Annotated in this window: 16 protein-coding genes; 4 read left to right on the top strand and 12 right to left on the bottom strand. The window is 73.1% G+C overall.

Going from position 1 to position 17,296, the window contains the following annotated elements; genetic code table 11:
- Window positions 1-1,152 carry a non-hydrolyzing UDP-N-acetylglucosamine 2-epimerase gene (wecB, locus tag ACWEN0_RS25145; protein ID WP_451978184.1) on the top strand — a complete coding sequence of 384 codons (1,152 nt, stop codon included), beginning with the start codon at window positions 1-3 and terminating at the stop codon, window positions 1,150-1,152.
- A gap of 1 nt (window position 1,153) precedes the next feature.
- Here the strand turns inward: wecB and tsaD are convergent, their stop codons facing one another.
- From tsaD to tsaB, 3 genes are read right to left on the bottom strand one after another with little or no spacing between them, the layout of a single operon-like run.
- Complete coding sequence (gene tsaD / locus ACWEN0_RS25150) at window positions 1,154-2,200, bottom strand: tRNA (adenosine(37)-N6)-threonylcarbamoyltransferase complex transferase subunit TsaD (protein ID WP_451978054.1); 1,047 nt, start codon at window positions 2,198-2,200, stop codon at window positions 1,154-1,156.
- Complete coding sequence (gene rimI / locus ACWEN0_RS25155; protein ID WP_451978057.1) at window positions 2,200-2,679, bottom strand: ribosomal protein S18-alanine N-acetyltransferase; 480 nt, start codon at window positions 2,677-2,679, stop codon at window positions 2,200-2,202. Before rimI ends, tsaD begins: the two co-directional genes overlap by 1 nt.
- Window positions 2,676-3,341, bottom strand: coding sequence for a tRNA (adenosine(37)-N6)-threonylcarbamoyltransferase complex dimerization subunit type 1 TsaB (tsaB, locus tag ACWEN0_RS25160; protein ID WP_451978060.1), 666 nt, complete (start codon window positions 3,339-3,341; stop codon window positions 2,676-2,678). The genes rimI and tsaB overlap by 4 nt, the downstream gene beginning before the upstream one ends.
- A gap of 99 nt (window positions 3,342-3,440) precedes the next feature.
- Between tsaB and ACWEN0_RS25165 the strand changes: the two genes are divergently transcribed.
- Window positions 3,441-4,865 carry an acyl-CoA synthetase gene (locus tag ACWEN0_RS25165; RefSeq protein ID WP_451978063.1) on the top strand — a complete coding sequence of 475 codons (1,425 nt, stop codon included), beginning with the start codon at window positions 3,441-3,443 and terminating at the stop codon, window positions 4,863-4,865.
- Window positions 4,858-6,189, top strand: coding sequence for a carboxyl transferase domain-containing protein (locus ACWEN0_RS25170; RefSeq protein ID WP_451978066.1), 1,332 nt, complete (start codon window positions 4,858-4,860; stop codon window positions 6,187-6,189). The genes ACWEN0_RS25165 and ACWEN0_RS25170 overlap by 8 nt, the downstream gene beginning before the upstream one ends.
- Window positions 6,190-6,204: 15 nt before the next feature.
- On the opposite strand, the gene tsaE is transcribed toward ACWEN0_RS25170, so the two are convergent.
- The 8 genes from tsaE to glmS are packed head-to-tail and all read right to left on the bottom strand — an operon-like array spanning window position 6,205 to window position 15,625.
- Entirely contained in the window at window positions 6,205-6,669 is a 465-nt protein-coding gene (gene tsaE / locus ACWEN0_RS25175) for a tRNA (adenosine(37)-N6)-threonylcarbamoyltransferase complex ATPase subunit type 1 TsaE (protein ID WP_451978069.1), read from the bottom strand.
- A complete protein-coding gene (locus tag ACWEN0_RS25180; protein WP_451978072.1) occupies window positions 6,666-7,763 on the bottom strand; it encodes an alpha/beta fold hydrolase in 1,098 nt (365 codons plus the stop codon). The genes tsaE and ACWEN0_RS25180 overlap by 4 nt, the downstream gene beginning before the upstream one ends.
- Complete coding sequence (gene alr / locus ACWEN0_RS25185; protein WP_451978075.1) at window positions 7,760-8,875, bottom strand: alanine racemase; 1,116 nt, start codon at window positions 8,873-8,875, stop codon at window positions 7,760-7,762. The genes ACWEN0_RS25180 and alr overlap by 4 nt, the downstream gene beginning before the upstream one ends.
- 28 nt (window positions 8,876-8,903) lie before the next feature.
- A complete protein-coding gene (locus ACWEN0_RS25190; protein WP_451978078.1) occupies window positions 8,904-9,998 on the bottom strand; it encodes an ABC transporter ATP-binding protein in 1,095 nt (364 codons plus the stop codon).
- Between the two features lie 3 nt (window positions 9,999-10,001).
- Window positions 10,002-11,432, bottom strand: a complete 1,431-nt coding sequence (xylB, locus tag ACWEN0_RS25195) for a xylulokinase (protein ID WP_451978081.1) — start codon at window positions 11,430-11,432, stop codon at window positions 10,002-10,004.
- Window positions 11,422-12,255, bottom strand: a complete 834-nt coding sequence (locus ACWEN0_RS25200) for a DeoR/GlpR family DNA-binding transcription regulator (protein WP_451978083.1) — start codon at window positions 12,253-12,255, stop codon at window positions 11,422-11,424. Before ACWEN0_RS25200 ends, xylB begins: the two co-directional genes overlap by 11 nt.
- Before the next feature lie 56 nt (window positions 12,256-12,311).
- Window positions 12,312-13,751 (bottom strand): NAD(P)H-hydrate dehydratase, encoded by a 1,440-nt coding sequence (locus ACWEN0_RS25205; RefSeq protein WP_451978086.1) that lies wholly within the window; start codon window positions 13,749-13,751, stop codon window positions 12,312-12,314.
- Window positions 13,752-13,765: 14 nt separating this feature from the next.
- Window positions 13,766-15,625, bottom strand: coding sequence for a glutamine--fructose-6-phosphate transaminase (isomerizing) (gene glmS / locus ACWEN0_RS25210; protein WP_451978089.1), 1,860 nt, complete (start codon window positions 15,623-15,625; stop codon window positions 13,766-13,768).
- 343 nt (window positions 15,626-15,968) lie between these two features.
- Between glmS and ACWEN0_RS25215 the strand changes: the two genes are divergently transcribed.
- Window positions 15,969-16,793, top strand: a complete 825-nt coding sequence (locus tag ACWEN0_RS25215; protein ID WP_451978092.1) for a dienelactone hydrolase family protein — start codon at window positions 15,969-15,971, stop codon at window positions 16,791-16,793.
- Window positions 16,794-16,818: 25 nt separating this feature from the next.
- Here ACWEN0_RS25215 and ACWEN0_RS25220 read toward each other — a convergent pair whose 3' ends face one another.
- Window positions 16,819-17,292 (bottom strand): hypothetical protein, encoded by a 474-nt coding sequence (locus ACWEN0_RS25220; protein WP_451978095.1) that lies wholly within the window; start codon window positions 17,290-17,292, stop codon window positions 16,819-16,821.
- Between the last annotated feature and the right edge of the window lie 4 nt (window positions 17,293-17,296).

Raw genomic sequence — 17,296 nt, forward strand, 5'->3', positions numbered from 1 at the left:
GTGGATGTGATGTTGCTGGCCGGGACGCGCCCGGAAGCGCTGAAGCTCGCGCCGCTGGCACTGGCGCTGGACGAGCACCCGGCGCTGCGGCCGGTCCTGGTCCACAGCGGGCAGCACGCGGGCATGGTCGAGCAGGCCCTGGCGCCGTTCGGCCTGGTCGCGGACGCCTGGCTGGACGTGCCGCCGCGCGTCACCGGCGGCCAGGCGGAGCTCGTCGCGGGCCTGCTCCCCGCACTGGACGACGTCCTGCGCCGGCACGCCCCGGCCGCGCTCGTCGTCCAGGGCGACACGACGACGACGCTCGCGGGCGCGCTGGCCGCGTTCTGGCTGGGCATCCCGGTGGTGCACCTGGAGGCCGGGCTGCGCACGCGCGATCTCGCGGCGCCGTTCCCGGAGGAGGGCGCGCGGCAGATGGTGTCGCGGCTGGCGGCCCTGCACCTGGCGCCGACGCTCGGCGCGGCGGCCGCGCTGCGCTCGGAAGGCGTGGCGCGCCAGCGGATCGCGGTCACCGGCAACACGGTCGTCGACGCGGTGCTGGAGATCGCGGCGCGCGACCTGCCGGCGCGCGACACGGCGTTGGCGTTGCTGGAGATGGAGATCGCGGAGGCGGGCGAGCGGCTGGTGCTCGTGACCTCGCACCGGCGGGAGTCGTGGGGCGAGCCGCTGGAGCGGACGCTGGCCGCGGTGCAGCTGATCGTGGCCGAGCACCCGGACGTCCAGGTGCTGTTCCCGGCGCACCCGAACCCGCAGGTCCGCGCCCAGGTCGACGCGGCTCTCGGTGGCCTGCCGCGAGTGACGGTGACGGACCCGCTGGAGTACCCCGACCTGGTGCGCGCGCTGCGGCTGGCGTCACTGGTGCTGACGGACTCGGGCGGCATCCAGGAGGAGGCGCCGACGTTCGGCACGCCGGTCCTGGTGCTGCGCGACGTCACCGAGCGGACCGAGGTCGTCGACGCCGGCTGTGCGTGGCTCGTGGGCACGGACACCGAGCGCATCGCCGACACGGCCGCGCGGCTGCTCAGCGGAGCGCTGCGGCCGGCACAGGTCGGAAACCCCTACGGCGAAGGCAATGCGGCGATCCTGGCGGTCGCGGCGATCGAGGAACTGCTGGGCGTGGGCTCCCGGGCGCACCGGCACGCCGCGGCGTCCTAGGTCAGAGCGAGACCACGTTCACCGGCAGGGCCGGGTTCGCGCTGAAGTCCAACGGCGTCGTCGGGAGCTTGGCCGCCACCACGTGCGCGCCCAGGGCCGCGATCATCGCGCCGTTGTCCGTGCACAGGCGCGGCCGCGGGACGCGCAGCTCGATCCCGGCCGCCGCACAACGCTCCGCGGCGAGGGCGGACAGCCGCGAGTTCGCCGCCACGCCACCGGAGATGACGAGGGTGCCGATCCCCTGCTCCTTCGCCGCGCGGACCGCCTTCATGGTCAGCACGTCCGCGACGGCTTCCTGGAACGACGCCGCGACGTCGTCCACCGGGATCTCCTCGCCGCGCCGGGCCGCGCCTTCGACCCAGCGCGCCACCGCGGTCTTCAAGCCGGAGAAGGAAAAGTCGTTCTTGGCGTCGCGCGGGCCGGTCATGCCGCGCGGGAACGCGATCGCCGCCGGGTCGCCGTTCTTCGCCGCCTTGTCGATCGGCGGGCCGCCCGGGTACGGCAGGCCGAGCACGCGCGCGACCTTGTCGTACGCCTCGCCCGCGGCGTCGTCCACAGTGGACCCCAGCTCGGTGATCCCCGACGCGATGTCGTCGACGCGCAGCAGCTGCGTGTGCCCGCCCGAAACCAGCAGCGCCAGGCACGGCGCCGGCAACGGCCCGTGCTGCAGTGTGTCCACGGCGATGTGCCCGGCCAGGTGGTTGACGCCGTAGAGCGGCACGTCCAGCGCCGTCGCGTACGCCTTCGCTGCGGAGACGCCGACGAGCAGCGCGCCCGCCAGGCCCGGCCCGGCCGTCACCGCGATGGCGTCCACATCGGACAGTGCCAGCCCGGCCTTCTCGAAGGCACGCGCGGTCGTCGGGACCATCGCCTCGAGGTGCGCGCGGCTGGCGACCTCGGGCACCACGCCGCCGAAGCGCGCGTGCTGCTCGACGCTGGAGGCGACCTCGTCGGCGAGCAGCTCGACCGTGCCGTCGTCGTGCAGCCGGACCAGGCCGACGCCGGTCTCGTCGCACGAGCTCTCGATGCCCATGATGATGCGTGACATCAGCCCGCCACCTCGTCTCGCGTCCGCGCCGGGCGGACCATTGTGTACGCGTCGGCGCCGGAAGGCTGGTAGTAGCGCTTCCGGATGCCTAGCCGTTCGAAGCCGTGGTTCTCGTAGAGCGCGAGCGCCGTTTCGTTGTCGGTGCGGACCTCGAGGAAGACCGGCGCCTCGAACTCGTCGGCCCGCTCCAGCAACGCCCGCAGCAGGGCCTTGCCGATGCCCTGGCCCTGGTGCTCGGGCGTGACGCCGATGGTGTGCACGGTCGCCTCGTACTCGCCGCGGCGCCGCCCGACGACGGCCAACCCCGCGTAGCCGAGCAGCTCGTCACCCTCGTCCGGGCGGGCGGCCAGGTAGAAGTTCCCGGCGTCCAGTTCGGAGTGGAACGCGCGCGAGCTCCACGGGTCGTCGCCGGGGAAGAGGATCTGCTCGATCTCGACGCACCGGGCGATGTCCCGGCGGCGCAGGGGCTCGAGTCTCACGGCGCGGTCACCCGTTTCGGCGCGGCGGGCTCGGCGGCGTCGGGACGGCGCAGGTACAACGGCGTCAGCGGCGCGGGCGTTTCCTTCGCCAGCAGCGCGCTCCGAGCGGCCTTGACGAGGCCGGCGGGCGACGGGAAGCGCGGCTCGATCGGCTGGACGTCGAGTGCGGCGGCGTACAGCACGGCGCCGTCGCCGGCCGCGACCTTGACGTCGGTCTCCAGGTCGGCCGGGCGCTGGACGTGCGGGCCGTCGACGCGGTTCCCGGCGGCGTCGTAGCTCGCCCAGTAGACCTCGCGACGGCGCGCGTCGGTGAGGACGAGGAAGGCGCCGTCACTCGGGGCGACGTCGGCGGCCAGCGCGTCGAGGCTGCAGACGGGGTACACCGGGATGCCGAGGGCGTACCCGAGCGCGGCGGCGGTGGCCATCCCGGCGCGCAGGCCGGTGAAGGGGCCGGGGCCGACACCCGTGACGATCGCGTCCAGATCCTTGAGGCCCACGCCGGCGGCTTCGGCCGCGGCCAGCGCGTGCGGCGTGATCAGCTCGCCGTGGGCGCGCGGGTCGACCGTGACGCGGTCGCCGCGCGTCTCGACCCTGTCGCCGTCCACCGCGACGACGCCCGCGGTCACCGCCGGGGTCGAGGTATCGATCGCCAGTACCAACACGGTAACCAAGCGTACGACCAGGGTCTTCGACGGCTTGCTGCAGGGGACTGATCCGCAAGGTAACGTGCGGTTGGAGTCCGACTCTGGGAGGTCCCCGCGGTGCCCGCCCCGTTGTTCCCCGCCCTCGCCGACGGTTCCGCCAAAGAGGCTCTGCGCTTCGGCGACCACGTGCTCACCTACGACGATCTCGGCGCTGTCGCCGGCCACCTCGCCCGAGACCTGCCGCGCGGCCGGGTCGCGGTCTGGGCGACGCCGACCGTGCACACCAGCGTCGCCGTCGTCGCCGCGCTGCTGGCCGGGGTCCCGGCCGTGCCGCTCAACCCGAAGATCGGCGAGCGCGAGCTGGCGCACATCCTCGCCGACAGCGAACCGCAGCTGGTGCTCGCCGAGCCGGGCGCCGAACTGCCCGAGGGCCTGGCCGGCCTGCCCCGCCGCGACATCCCGTTGACCGGCGAGAAGACGCCCCTGGCGGCCGAGCCGGACGCCGAGGCGCCCGCGCTGATCGTCTACACGTCCGGGACCACCGGGCCGCCGAAGGGCGTCGTCCTCCCCCGCCGGTCGATCGCGACCACGCTCGACGCCCTGGAAGACGCCTGGCAGTGGACCGCGGACGACGTCCTCGTGCACGCGCTCCCGCTGTTCCACGTGCACGGCCTGATCCTCGGCATCCTCGGCCCGCTGCGCCGCGGCGGCTCGGTGCGCCACCTCGGCCGGTTCTCGACCGAGGGCGTCGCGAAGGAGCTGACGAACGGCGCGACGATGATGTTCGGCGTCCCGACGATGTACCACCGCATCGCCGGCGAAGTCGGCACGAACGCCGCCCTCGCGGAAGCGCTTCGCAAGGCGCGGCTGCTCGTCTCCGGGTCCGCGGCGCTGCCGGTGCACGACCACCAGCGGATCACCGAAGCGACCGGCCAGCAGGTCGTCGAGCGCTACGGCATGACCGAGACGCTGATGAACACGAGCGTCCGCGCGGACGGCGAACGCAAGCCCGGCACCGTCGGCGTGCCGCTGCGGGGCGTCGAACTGCGGCTGCTCGGCGAGGCGGGCGAGGTGATCGACGACGTCGAGACCGTCGGCGAGATCCAGGTGCGCGGCCCGAACCTGTTCACCGAGTACCTCAACCGCCCGGACGCGACCGCCGCCGCGCTCGACGGCGGCTGGTTCCGCACCGGCGACATGGCGACGCGCGACCGCGACGGCTACGTCAAGATCGTCGGGCGCAAGGCGACCGACCTGATCAAGAGCGGCGGCTACAAGATCGGCGCGGGCGAGATCGAAAACGCGCTGCTCGAACACCCCGGCGTCGCCGAAGCGGCCGTCACCGGCGAGCCGGACGACGACCTCGGCGAGCGGATCGTCGCGTGGATCGTGCCCAGCGGGCCACCACCGTCGGCCGGGGAGCTGGCCGACCACGTCGCGAAGCTGCTCTCGCCGCACAAGCGCCCACGGGTCGTCCGATACCTGGATGCCTTGCCGCGCAACGACATGGGCAAGGTCATGAAGCGGGCACTCGGTGCCTAGGCAGCCGGCGCGCGAGGTCGTCGCCGCGATCGCGAACGACTTCGAAGAGTTCCCCACCCCGCTGCGCGACGAGCCCGCCGACGGGCCGATCGACTGGCCCGGCTACCGCGAAGCGCGCTCCGCCGCCGAAGAACGCACCGGCGAGAAGGAGTCGGTCATCTGCGGGACGGCGAAGATCGGCAACGTCGAAGCCGTGCTGATCACGTTCGAATTCGGCTTCCTCGGCGGCTCGCTCGGGCAGCGGACCGGCGACCGGATCGAGGCGGCGTTCGCGCACGCCCGCGACGCGCGCCTGCCGGTGGTGTCGCTGATCTCGACCGGCGGCAGCCGCATGCAGCAGGGCATGCGCGCGTTGATGCAGCTTCAGCGCGTCGCGCGGGCCTCGGCCTTGACGCGTGCTTCGGGCATCCCGCAGATCTCGGTGCTGCGCGACCCGACGACCGGCGGCGGCTGGGCGACGCTCGGCGCGGGCGCCGACGTCATCCTCGCGCTGCCCGAGGCCCAGGTCGGCTTCGCGGGCTCGCGGGTGCGTCCCGTGGGTTCGCCGGAGGCCTACACGGCCGAGGCGAAGCTCGAGTGGGGCCAGGTCGACGAGATCGTCTCGCCGGACGCCCTGGGCGTGACGCTGGAACGGTGGCTGCGGCTGCTCACCGCGCACTCCTCGGCGGCGGCTCCCCCGCCGTCCGCGCTGCGGCCGGCTTCGGTGCCGGACACGGGCTGGGAGGCGGTGCAGGCCGCGCGCTCGCCCCGGCGGGCGCGGGCGCACGAGTACCTCGACGCGTACTTCGAGTGGCGCTCGGAGGTGAGCGGCGACCGCGCGGGCGGCGTCGACGAAGGGGTGTTGTGCGGCTTCGGCTGGCGCGACGGCCGGACGATCGCGTACGCGGCCCAGTGCGGCACGCCGACGTCGCCCGCGGGCTTCCGGACGGCGGCGCGTCTGGTGCAGCTGGCGTCCCGGCTGGGCATCCCGGTGCTGACGTTGGTCGACACCCCGGGCGCGGCGAACGACGCGGCCGCGGAGCGCGCCGGCGCGGGCGGCGCGATCGCGGCGATGTTCGAGGCGGTCGCGACGGCGTCGATCCCGGTGACGACCCTGGTGATCGGCGAAGGTGGCTCAGGCGGCGCACTGGCGTTCGCGGCGGCGGGCTCGACCTGGGTGGCCCCGGACGCGTACTTCTCGGTGACGTCCCCGGAGGCGGCCGCGGCGATCCTCAAGCGCCCGGTCGAGGAGGTCCCGGCCATCGCGAACCAGCTCCGGCTGCGCCCCCAGGACCTCGTCGACCTGGGCGTGGCCCGCGCGGTCGTGAGTGAGAAGCAGGGTTAGCACACGGTTTCCCACTCACGACATCTTCGCGAGCTCCGGTACGCGGTCGGCCCAGGTGCCGTGGGGTTCCAGGGTGACCTCGCGGACGTCGTCCTCGCGGCGGTCCAGCCGCACCACCAGGTAGTCCTCCGACAGCCGCTCCGCCGAGCCCTCGCCCCACTCGACCACGATCGCCGAGCGCTCCAGGTCCGTGTCCAGGTCGAGGTCGTCCAGCTGGGACAGGTCGCCGCCCAGGCGGTACGCGTCCACGTGCACCAGCGGGACGCCCGGTGCACCCGCCGGGTGGACGCGGGCCAGCACGAACGTCGGGCTGCTGACCCGGCCGCCGACGCCGAGGCCGTCCGCGATGCCGCGGGTCAGCGTCGTCTTGCCCGCGCCGAGCGGGCCCGCCAGCAGCACGAGGTCACCGGCGCGCAGCACGCGGCCGAGCACGCGCCCGAAGTCCATGGTCTCTTCGGGCGTGGGAAAAACGAAGGTCAACGCTGCCACCACCAGTTTCGCCGGGACGTAGATTCGCCGTCCACACCGGAACAGCGTTGCAGGAGATCGATCAGATGGCTGTTCACCAGCTCGGGCTGCTCGAGCTGCACCATGTGGCCGGCGCCGCGGACGCGCACCAGCTCCGCGTCGGGCAGCTCGGACGCGATGCGCTCGGCGTGCGAGAACGGCGTGAAGCGGTCCGAGTCGCCGCCGATGACCAGCACTTCCGCGTGCTTCAGCCCGGCCAGGGCGGCGTACCGGTTGTGGCTGCCGAGCGTGTCGACGAAGTTGACCAGCCCGCGGACCGGCGTCACTTCCAGCATCTCGAGCATGAAGTCGACGAGCCGGGGCGCGACTTCGCGGCTGCCGAACGCCAGCCGTCGCACGGCCTGGCGGGTCAGCTGCCCGCCCGCGGCACGCACGAACTCGACCAGCCCCGGCTGCCACCCGGCGAGCCCGCCGGCCGCCCGCGTCAGGGGGTTGTACTTCGAGAGCAGCGGACGCGGCAACCCGCGTGCGCCCACTTCGCCCGCGGCCGTCGCGATGAAGGCGACGCCGCACACGCGGTCTTCGAACAGCTCCGGGAACTCGGCGGCGAGCTCCATGATCACCATGCCGCCCATCGAGTGCCCCATCAGCACGATGGGTCCCTCCGGCACCACGGACCGCAGCACGACGTCGAGGTCGCGCGCGAGCTGCTCGATGGTCGACGTCTCCGCGTTCGCCGCGCCGGACAGGCCGTGGCCGCGGTGGTCGTAGTACACCTGACGCACGCGCGGCAGCCTCAGCGACGCGAGGTCGCGGCGCTGGAAGTGCCAGCAGCGCCGCGAAAGCGCGAAGCCGTGGACCCCCACGACAGTCAGTTCCGGTTTCCCGCCGTCTTCCGGGTCGATCTCCTCGACCGAAAGCGGCGTGCCGTCCTCGGCCGCGACCGTGGAAGTACGGTCCGGCTTCAGCTCCCCCAGCGGCTCGTCCACGTACGGATCCTCACTGTGCCGCCGCTGCTGCGCGGCGACGATAGCGGCGGCGGCGGTCCCGGTGGCGATGGCCCCGACCCCGCCCGCGATGGCCAGCAGTCGTCGTGAAGGTGTCACGAGCGCTCCCCCAGATACCGGCGCCGCACCCGCGGCCGGTACATCGACGTCACGATCTCGTAGTCGATGGTGCCCAGCTTGTCGGCCCATTCGCGAGCCGTCGGCTCGCCCTGTACCCCGGCGCCGAACAGCACGACCTCGTCGCCGGCGGACGGCTCGAAGTCGCCGCAGTCGACCACCAGCTGGTCCATGCAGACGCGCCCGGCCACGGGCCGCCGCTGCCCGCCGAGCCAGACGTCCATCCGGCCGGACAGCGACCGCGGCACGCCGTCGGCGTACCCGGCCGGGACCAGCGCCAGGTTCGTGGCGCGCGGGGTGGTCCAGGTGTGGCCGTAGGACACCGATTCCCCGGCGTCGACGCGCTTGACCAGCGTGACCGCCGACCGGAACGTCATCGCCGGGCGCAGGTCTTCGGCCTGCGGCACCGGGTTGAGCCCGTACATCGCAATGCCGGGCCGGACGAGGTCGAAGTGCAGGTCCGGCCGGGTCAGCACGGCCGCGGAGTTGGCCAGGTGCCGCTTCGGGTCGAGCCCGGCCGCGCGGGCCGCGTCGTACGCCTCGGCGAACCGCTTGGCCTGCATGTCGATCGACGGGTGTTCGGGCTCGTCCGCGCACGCGAGGTGGGACCAGATCGCGACCACCTCGACCCGCGGTTCGGCGGCCGCCGCTTCGACCAGTTCGGCCCAGCGGGCGGGCGGGCAGCCGTTGCGCGACAGCCCGGTGTCGATTTTGAGGTGCACACGCGCCCGGGTACCCGCCGGCGTGGCGGCCGCGATGCGGCGTAGCTCACCCAGGGAGCTGGCCGCGAGGTCGACGTCCGCTTCGATGCCCGGCGCGAAGTCGACGTCCGGGGTGTCCAGCCAGCTGAACAGCCGGGTCGTGATCCCGGCTTCGCGCAGCGCGAGGGCCTCGGCGAGCGAGCAGGTGCCGAGCCAGCTCGCGCCGGCCTCGACCGCGGCGCGCGCCACCGGCAGCGCGCCGTGGCCGTAGGCGTCGGCCTTGACCACGGCCATCACTTCGGAGCCGGGCGCGCGGGCGCCCAGCAGGGTGAGGTTGTGGCGGATCGCGTCGAGGTCGATGTCGACCTGGGCGCGCGGGAAACTGGAGGACATAACGCCTCCAGTTTCCCATGACCCGAGGTCAGGGCAGGCGAGCCCCGTCACCTGTGGCCGAGAACACGTGCAGCTCGTCCGGGCGGATGCGCAGGTGGAGCGTGTCGCCCATGGCGGGCGGCGTGCGCGGGTCGACGCGGGCGACGATGTTGGACTGCGTGCCCTCGGCGTCGCTCTCGGCCAGCTTGCCGTAGACGTACGCGTCCGAGCCCAGCTCCTCGACCAGGTCCACCTTGATCGGCAGGGTGCCGTCCTCGCTGGTGGTGACCTCGAGGGCCTCCGGGCGGAAGCCGAGCTTGACGGTGTCGCCGTCGGCGGCCGCGATCGTCTCGCGTGACAGCGGCACGCGCGCGCCACCCAGCTCGGCACCCTCGGCCGTCAGCTTCGCCGTGACGAGGTTCATGGCGGGCGAGCCGATGAACCCGGCGACGAAAGCGTTTGCGGGCCGGTCGTACAGCGCGCGCGGGGTGTCGCACTGCTGCAGCAGGCCGTCCGACAGCACCGCGACGCGGTCACCCATCGTCATGGCCTCGACCTGGTCGTGCGTGACGTACACCGTGGTGACGCCGAGGCGGCGCTGGAGCGCGGCGATCTGCGTGCGCGTCGAAACACGCAGCTTCGCGTCGAGGTTCGACAGCGGCTCGTCCATCAGGAAGACCTGCGGCTCGCGGACGATCGCGCGGCCCATCGCGACGCGCTGGCGCTGACCACCGGAGAGCGCCTTCGGCTTGCGGTCGAGGTACTGCTCGATGTCCAGCAGCTTCGCGGCCTCGAGGACCTTCTGCTTGATCTCCGACGCCGGGCGCCCGGCGATCTTCAGCGCGAAGCCCATGTTCTGCGCGACCGTCATGTGCGGGTACAGCGCGTAGTTCTGGAACACCATCGCGATGTCGCGCGAGCGCGGCGGCAGCTGGGTGACGTCGCGGTCGCCGATCCAGACGGCGCCGTCGTCGATGTCCTCGAGCCCGGCCAGCATGCGCAGGCTGGTCGACTTGCCGCAGCCGGACGGGCCGACCAGCACCAGGAACTCGCCGTCGGCGATCTCCAGGTCCAGCGCGTCGACCGCGGGGCGCTCCGAACCGGCGTAGCGCCGGGTCGCCTTGTCGTAGGTGATGGAAGCCATCGGTCAGTCCTCTCCGAGAGTCCGCCGGACCCCGTGCGCCGCTTCGCGGGCTTCGAGGTGGCGCTGCTGGATCCGGTGGCCCTCGGCGCGCTGCGCCTCGGTCGGCTCGTCCAGCTCGAGCCGGAGTTTCTGGTTCTCCTGCCAGGACGGGGGTTCCGCACTGGAAGCCAGGGCCCACGCCGCCTGCCGCGCCGCGCCGATGGCGACGTACTCGGCGACGTCGGGCAGCTGCACGGGCACGCCGAACACGAGCGGCGCGACCGCGCGGACGGCGGCCGACTGTGCGCCCCCGCCGATCAGCAGCACGCGGTGGACGTCGAGGCCGTGCGCGCGCACCGCGTCGAGGCCGGCGGCCAGGCCGCACAGCATGCCTTCGACGGCACTGCGCGCGAGGTTCTCCGGGGTCATGTTGGCCCGGGTCAGGCCGGTCAACGAGCCGGTGGCGTCCGGCAGGTTCGGGGTGCGCTCGCCGTCGAGGTACGGCAGGAACGTCAGGCCGCCGGCACCCGGCTCGGCGCCGAGGGCGAGGCGGTCGAACTCACCCAGCGTCGCGCCGAGCATCGTCGCCGTCGCGGTGAGGACGCGGGCGGCGTTGAGGGTGCAGGCGAGCGGGAGGAACCGGCCGGTGGCGTCGGCGAACCCGGCGACCTCGCCGGACGCGTCGGCGGCGCCGTGCTCCGCGACACCGAACACCGTGCCGCTGGTGCCGAGCGAGACGACGACGTCGCCCGGCTGCAGTTCGAGCCCGAGCGCGGCGGCCATGTTGTCGCCGGTGCCCGCCGAGACGAGCACGCCGTCCTTCGTGTGGCCGGCGGCGTCGGCCGGGCCGAGCACGGTGGGCAGCTCGGGCGTCCGGCCGCCGAACGCGTGGCTCAGGACGTCGAGGCGGTAGGCGTTGTCCGACGGCGAGAAGTAGCCCGTGCCGGACGCGTCGCCGCGATCGGTGACCGGGTCGCCGCCCGTGAGCTTCCAGGTCAGCCAGTCGTGCGGGAGCAGGACGCGCGCGACGCGGTTGGCGAGCTCCGGCTCGTGCTCGGCCAGCCAGCGCAGCTTCGTCACGGTGAAGCTCGCGACCGGAACCGAGCCGACGGACTTCGCCCAGACCGAGGGCCCGCCCAGCTCGTCGATGAGGTTGAGCGCCGCCTGCGCGGAGCGGGTGTCGTTCCACAGCAGCGCGGGCCGGACGACCTCGCCCTGCTCGTCGAGGGTCACCATGCCGTGCTGCTGGCCGCCGACGCCGATGGCCTTGACGTCGTCGAGGACGCCTCGGGTGGCTTCGGTGAAGGCGTCCCACCAGGCGGCGGGGTCGACCTCGGTGCCGTCGGGGTGCGGCGCACGGCCGGTGCGGACGATCTCCCCGGTGCGCGCGTCGCACACGACGACCTTGGTCGACTGCGTGGACGAGTCGATCCCGGCGACCAGCTCAGCTGTCATAGGGCTGCCCCTCTGCGACGTGTTCGACGATCTCGATCGCGGTGCCCGCGTTGAGCGCGGCCTCGATCTCTTCGGTGGGGGTGAACTCACCGGTGATCAGCAGGTCGTAGTCGCCGACGTCGCCGTGCGCGTAGGTGGCGGTGCGGCCGAACTTCGAGTGGTCGACGACGAGGACGGTCCGGTTCGCGACCTTGAGCGCGGCCTTCTTGAGCTCGGCGTAGTCGCGATCGGGGTGGAAGAGCCGCCCGACCGCGACGGCCGTGACCGACACGAACGAGATGTCGGCGCGGATCGAGTCGAGCAGGTTCAGGACCTCGGGACCGGCGCAGGAGTCGTACTCGTGGGAGTAGCGACCCCCGGCGAGCACGACGTCGACCTTCGGCCCGAGCAGCCGCGCGGCGTGCAGCGAGTTGGTGACGACGGTGAGGGCGTCGATCTCGGCCAGGCGCTTGACCAGCGGCAGGAGCGTGGTGGAGTCGTCGACGAAGACGGTCTGGCCGGGCTGGACGTGGTTCGCGGCGGCTTCGCCGAGCGCGTCCTTCTCGCCGTGGTGGAGGGTGTCGCGGAAGCGGGCGGCGGTCTCGATGGTGAGGGCCGGGTAGGCCTCGACCTTGCCGCGCAGCTTGCGCAGGAGGCGGCGCTCGGCGAGGTCGTCGAGGTCGCGGTGCATGGTCATCAGGCTGACCTTGAACCGGGTGGTGAGGTCGTCGATGCGGACCTCGCCCTGCTCGATGACGTGGTCGAGGATCTCCTGCCGGCGCTGTTCGACGGCAGCGTCGGACGGCCGGGTCTTCCGGTCTCCGGGTGCTGTGCCGCCGCTCACACGGCATTCTTACCAGATTTGTCCCCTGGAGTTAACAGAGAACTCGATAACTCTGCTCAGGACATGAGGGAGCGGACCGACCGGATGGCTTCCGGGATCGCGTGGACCAGGCCCGATGCCGACGTCGGCGCGTTCTGGGCCGCGATCGCGCCGGCCAGCGAGTGGACGTTCGCGGCGGCCGCCGCGGCCAGCCACGGGTCCAGGCCCGCCGCCAACAGGGAGCCGACCAGGCCGGACAGGACGTCGCCCGACCCCGCCGTCGCCAGCCAGGCACCGCGCGGGGTGTTCACCGCGACCCGGCCGTCCGGGGCCGCGATCACCGTGACGTGCCCCTTCAGCAGCACCACCGCGTCGTACTTCTTCGCCGCTTCGCGCGCCGCCGTCACGCGGTCGGCGCCCGGCTTGCGGCCCATCAGGCGCTCGTACTCGCCCGCGTGCGGTGTCAGGACCAGCGGCGTGTCCGGGTCACGCGCGTCCAGGACGTCCGGGGACTTCGCGATGATCGTCGTCGCGTCGGCGTCCGCGCAGACCGGGACGCCCTGGCCGAGCACGTGCCGCAGCACGTCCCGGCCCTCCGCCCCGGTGCCGATGCCCGGGCCGACCACCCACGCCTGGACCCGCCCCGCGTCCGCGACCGTGCCCGTCGCGATGATCTCCGGCCACTGCGACCGGACGACGTCGGCCGCGTGGCCCGCGTACCGGACCATGCCCGCCGTCGCGCGGACCGCCGAGCCCGCCGCCAGCACCGCCGCGCCCGGGTACGTCGCCGAGCCCGCCGCGACCCCCACGACGCCCTGGCTGTACTTGTCGTCCTCGGGCCCCGGGACCGGCCACGCCGCGGCGACGTCCACGACGTCGAGCCGCTGGAGGTCGGGGTCGGCCAGGTCGAGGCCGATGTCGACCAGCACGACCTCGCCGCAGTGGGCGGGCGCCAGCGCGTGCACCGGCTTGCGGGCGCCGAACGTCACGGTGCGGGTCGCCTTCACGGCCGGGCCGTCGACCGCGCCGGTGTCCGGGTCGACGCCGCTGGGCAGGTCGACCGCCACGATCGGTGCCTCGACCAGCTCGACGAGCCGCGCGGCGTCCGGCCGCAGCGAGCCCTTCGCGGAGATGCCGACGATGCCGTCGACCACGACGTCCGCCCGTTCGATCCACTGTGGACCTTCTTCGGCGGGCACCGCGCGGCCTCCGGCCCGCTTCAAGGCTTCGAGTCCCTTGGCGTGGGCTTTCTCGGGCTTGAGCAGGATCGCCGTGACGGCCACCCCGCGTCGGCGCAGGAACGCGCCCGCCCACAGGGCGTCACCGCCGTTGTCGCCGGAGCCGACCAGCAGCACGACCCGGCGGCCGGAAACGCCGCCGGCGTGGTCGTCGAGGAGATCCGCGATCTGCACCGACAAGCCGAAGGACGCGCGCCGCATCAGCTCGCCTTCCGGCGTGACGGCGAACGCCCGCCCCTCCGCCTCGCGAATCCGTTCCGTGGTCCAGATTCCCTGCACGGCGGGGCCTCCGCTTACTCGACAGTGACCGACTTCGCCAGGTTACGCGGCTTGTCGACGTCGTACCCGCGGGTGCGGGCGATCTCCGCGGCCAGCACCTGCAGCGGCACCGTGGACACCAGCGGCTGCAGCAGCGTCGGCACCGCGGGGACCTCGATGAGCTCGTCGGCGAACGGCCGGACGGTCTCGTCGCCCTCTTCGGCGATCACGATCGTGCGGGCGCCGCGGGCCTGGATCTCGCTGATGTTCGAGACCAGCTTCGAGTGCAGGACCGCGCGGCCCTTGGGCGACGGCATCACGACGACGACCGGCAGGCCCTCTTCGATCAGCGCGATCGGGCCGTGCTTGAGCTCGCCGGCCGCGAAACCCTCGGCGTGCATGTACGCGAGTTCCTTGAGCTTCAGCGCGCCTTCGAGGGCGACCGGGAACCCGACGTGCCTGCCGAGGAACAGCACCGCGCGCGAGTCGGCGATGCGCCGGCCCAGGTCCCGCGTCTGCTCCACAGTGGACAGTACCTTTTGGACGGCCGCGGGCATGGCCTCCAGCTCGGCGAACTCGCGGGCGACCTCGTCCGGGTACTTGGTGCCGCGCGCCTGCGCCAGCGCCAGGCCGACCAGGTAGTTGGCCGCGATCTGGGCGAGGAACGCCTTCGTCGACGCGACGCCGATCTCGGGACCGGCGTGGGTGTAGAGGACGGCGTCGGACTCACGCGGGATCTGCGCGCCGTTGGTGTTGCAGACGGCCAGCACGCGCGCCTTCTGCTCCCGCGCGTGCCGGACGGCTTCGAGCGTGTCCGCCGTCTCGCCGGACTGCGACACCGCGACGACCAGCGTGTCCCGGTCGAGGACCGGGTCGCGGTAGCGGAACTCGGACGCCAGCTCGACCTCGACGGGCAGGCGCGTCCAGTGCTCGATGGCGTACTTCGCGACCAGGCCGGAGTGGTAGGCCGACCCGCAGGCGACGACGAAGACCTTGTCGACGTCGCGGAGGTCCTGGTCGGAGATGCGCTGCTCGTCGAGGATGACCCGGCCCGACTCGAAGTGCCCGCGCAGCGTGTTGGCCAGCGCCTCGGGCTGCTCCTCGATCTCCTTGAGCATGAAGTACTCGTGGCCGCCCTTCTCGGCGGCGCTGAGGTCCCAGTCGACGGTGAACGGCTTCGCCTGGGCGGCATCGCCGTGGAAGTCGGTGACCTCGTAACCCTCGCGCGTGATGACGACGAGCTGGTCCTGGCCCAGTTCGACGGCCTCGCGGGTGTGCTCGATGAACGCGGCGACGTCGGAGGCGACGAAGTGCTCGCCCTCCCCGACCCCGACGACCAGCGGCGACGACCGCCGCGCGGCCACGATGGTGTCCGGCTGCTCGGCGTGCGTCACGACCAGCGTGAACGCGCCTTCGAGGCGGCGGCAGACGGCGGCGACGCTGGCGGCCAGGTCACCCTTGGTGTCGCCTTCGGTGTAGGCGCGGGCGACGAGGTGGGCGGCGGTCTCGCTGTCGGTGTCGCTGGCCATCTCGACGCCGTCGGCTTCCAGCTCGGCGCGGAGGGTGGCGAAGTTCTCGATGATGCCGTTGTGCACGACGGCGACGCGCTGCGAGGCGTCCCGGTGCGGGTGCGAGTTGCGGTCGATCGGCGCGCCGTGGGTGGCCCAGCGGGTGTGGCCCATGCCGGCGGTGCCGGTGATGCTGTCGCGGCCGACCTTGTCGAGCTCGGCTTCCAGGTTGGCCAGGCGGCCGGCCTTGCGCTCGACGGTCAGTTCGCCACCGTCCAGCACGGCGATCCCGGCCGAGTCGTACCCGCGGTACTCCATCCGCCGGAGCCCGCCGAGGACGACGTCCAGAGCCGGGCGGTGCCCGACATATCCCACGATTCCACACACGCGCACCAGCCTAACGAGGGATGTTCGGCGGATTGACTGGGTCCGGAAAGGGTTCTTCACCTGCGGTTATCGCTGTCGTGGTGGTCCGGACCAATGCGGTGTCACCCACACGTGTGCGGGTGGTGGCCCGCCACCCCGGAGTCTGATTGTGACTACGGCCGGCAGGACCGCGTCAAGGCGGGAAAGCGTGCCTTGACCCGGTGCTGCCGGCCGTGTTCTGGCTTCGGATCGGGGTTGCCGGGAGAGGGCTGGGTGGAGTGCCGGTTGCGCTCTCCGCTGCCTGTCTCTTGGCTCCGAGCGCGGCGGGCGCGCCTTCGGCGGAGGTGCACAGTAGGGTTCCCGCATGGCCAGCAAGCCCAAGCAGCTGCTCGCGGAGTTGACGCACCCGGGTCCGCACGAGGTCCTGCGGGGCAATCTCGCCCTGGTCGGGCTGCCCGGCGTCGTCTTCACGCCGCGCGCCGGGCTCGGGTTGCCCGCCGTGGCCTTCGGGCACGGGTGGCTGCAGCCGCCCGAGCGGTACCGGCAGCTGCTGCACCACCTCGCCAGCTGGGGCATCGTCGCCGCCGCGCCCGCGACCCAGCGGGGCCCGCTGCCGTCGCACCGGCTGCTCGCCGCCGATCTGCTGACCACCCTCGACGTCGTCACCACCGTGCGGCTCGGGCCCGACGGCATCAGCGTCGACCCGGCCAAGCTCGGCCTCGCCGGGCACTCCACCGGGGGTGGCTCCGCCGTGCTGGCCGCGGCTCAGGACGCCCGGGCCGAAAACCCCCGGATCAAGGCCGTCGCGACCATCGCCGCCGCCCAGACGCTGCCGCCCGCGACCGAGTCCGCGAAGGCCATCACCGTCCCCGGCCTGCACCTCGCCGCCGAGGAGGACCTCGTCGCCCCCAAGGTCGGGCACGCCGAGGCGATCACCGACGCCTGGGGCGGCGAGGACGTCCAGCTGCGCACCCTCGGCAAGGCGACCCACCTGGGCGTCACCGAGGGCCGGCACTGGTCGCAGCTGATCATGCACGGCAAGCCGCACCGCAAGACGCAGCAGGTCACCCGCGCGCTGTTCACGGCCTTCTTCCTCACGCACCTGACCGGCACCGACAAGTACCGGCCGCTGCTCGAAGCGGACGTCAAGCTCGCGCCCATCGACCGCGAAGAAGAGCCCGCCCACTGACGCGGGCGGGCTCCGGGGACATCCCTCAGACCAGCCAGCTGGTGCTCGAGAAGTCGTCCTCGTCGTCGGGCTGGCGGGCGTGCCGTCCGCGCTTCGGCGGCTCCGGCGCCGGGGGCGCGGCGGGAGGTTCCGGCGCGGGCGGGGGCACCGCCGCCGTGGCCGGGACGGCCGGCGTCCCGTAGCTCGGCGTCGGGTAGGCCGTGTAGCCGGTGTCCGCCTCTTCCTCGTGGACGCCGAACTCCATCAGCGACTCGCGGCCCTTGTCGGCCAGGGTCTTCTCCGTCGCCCAGCCGCCCGCGCTCTGCTTGCGCTTGTTGAGCTCGTCCATGTGCTCGGCGTACTTCTGCGCGGCCGCCAGCTCGTTCTTCAACCCCTCGCGGGCCTGCGTCTCGGCCTCCGCGACGCGGCGTTCGCGCAGCCCCCGCTGCTCGTCCTGCTCCCGCGCCGCGGCGTCCATCGTCGAGATCGCCGCGCGATACCGCTCTTCGGCGCTGCTCATCGGC

The organism is Amycolatopsis sp. NPDC004378 (genome assembly GCF_053602455.1).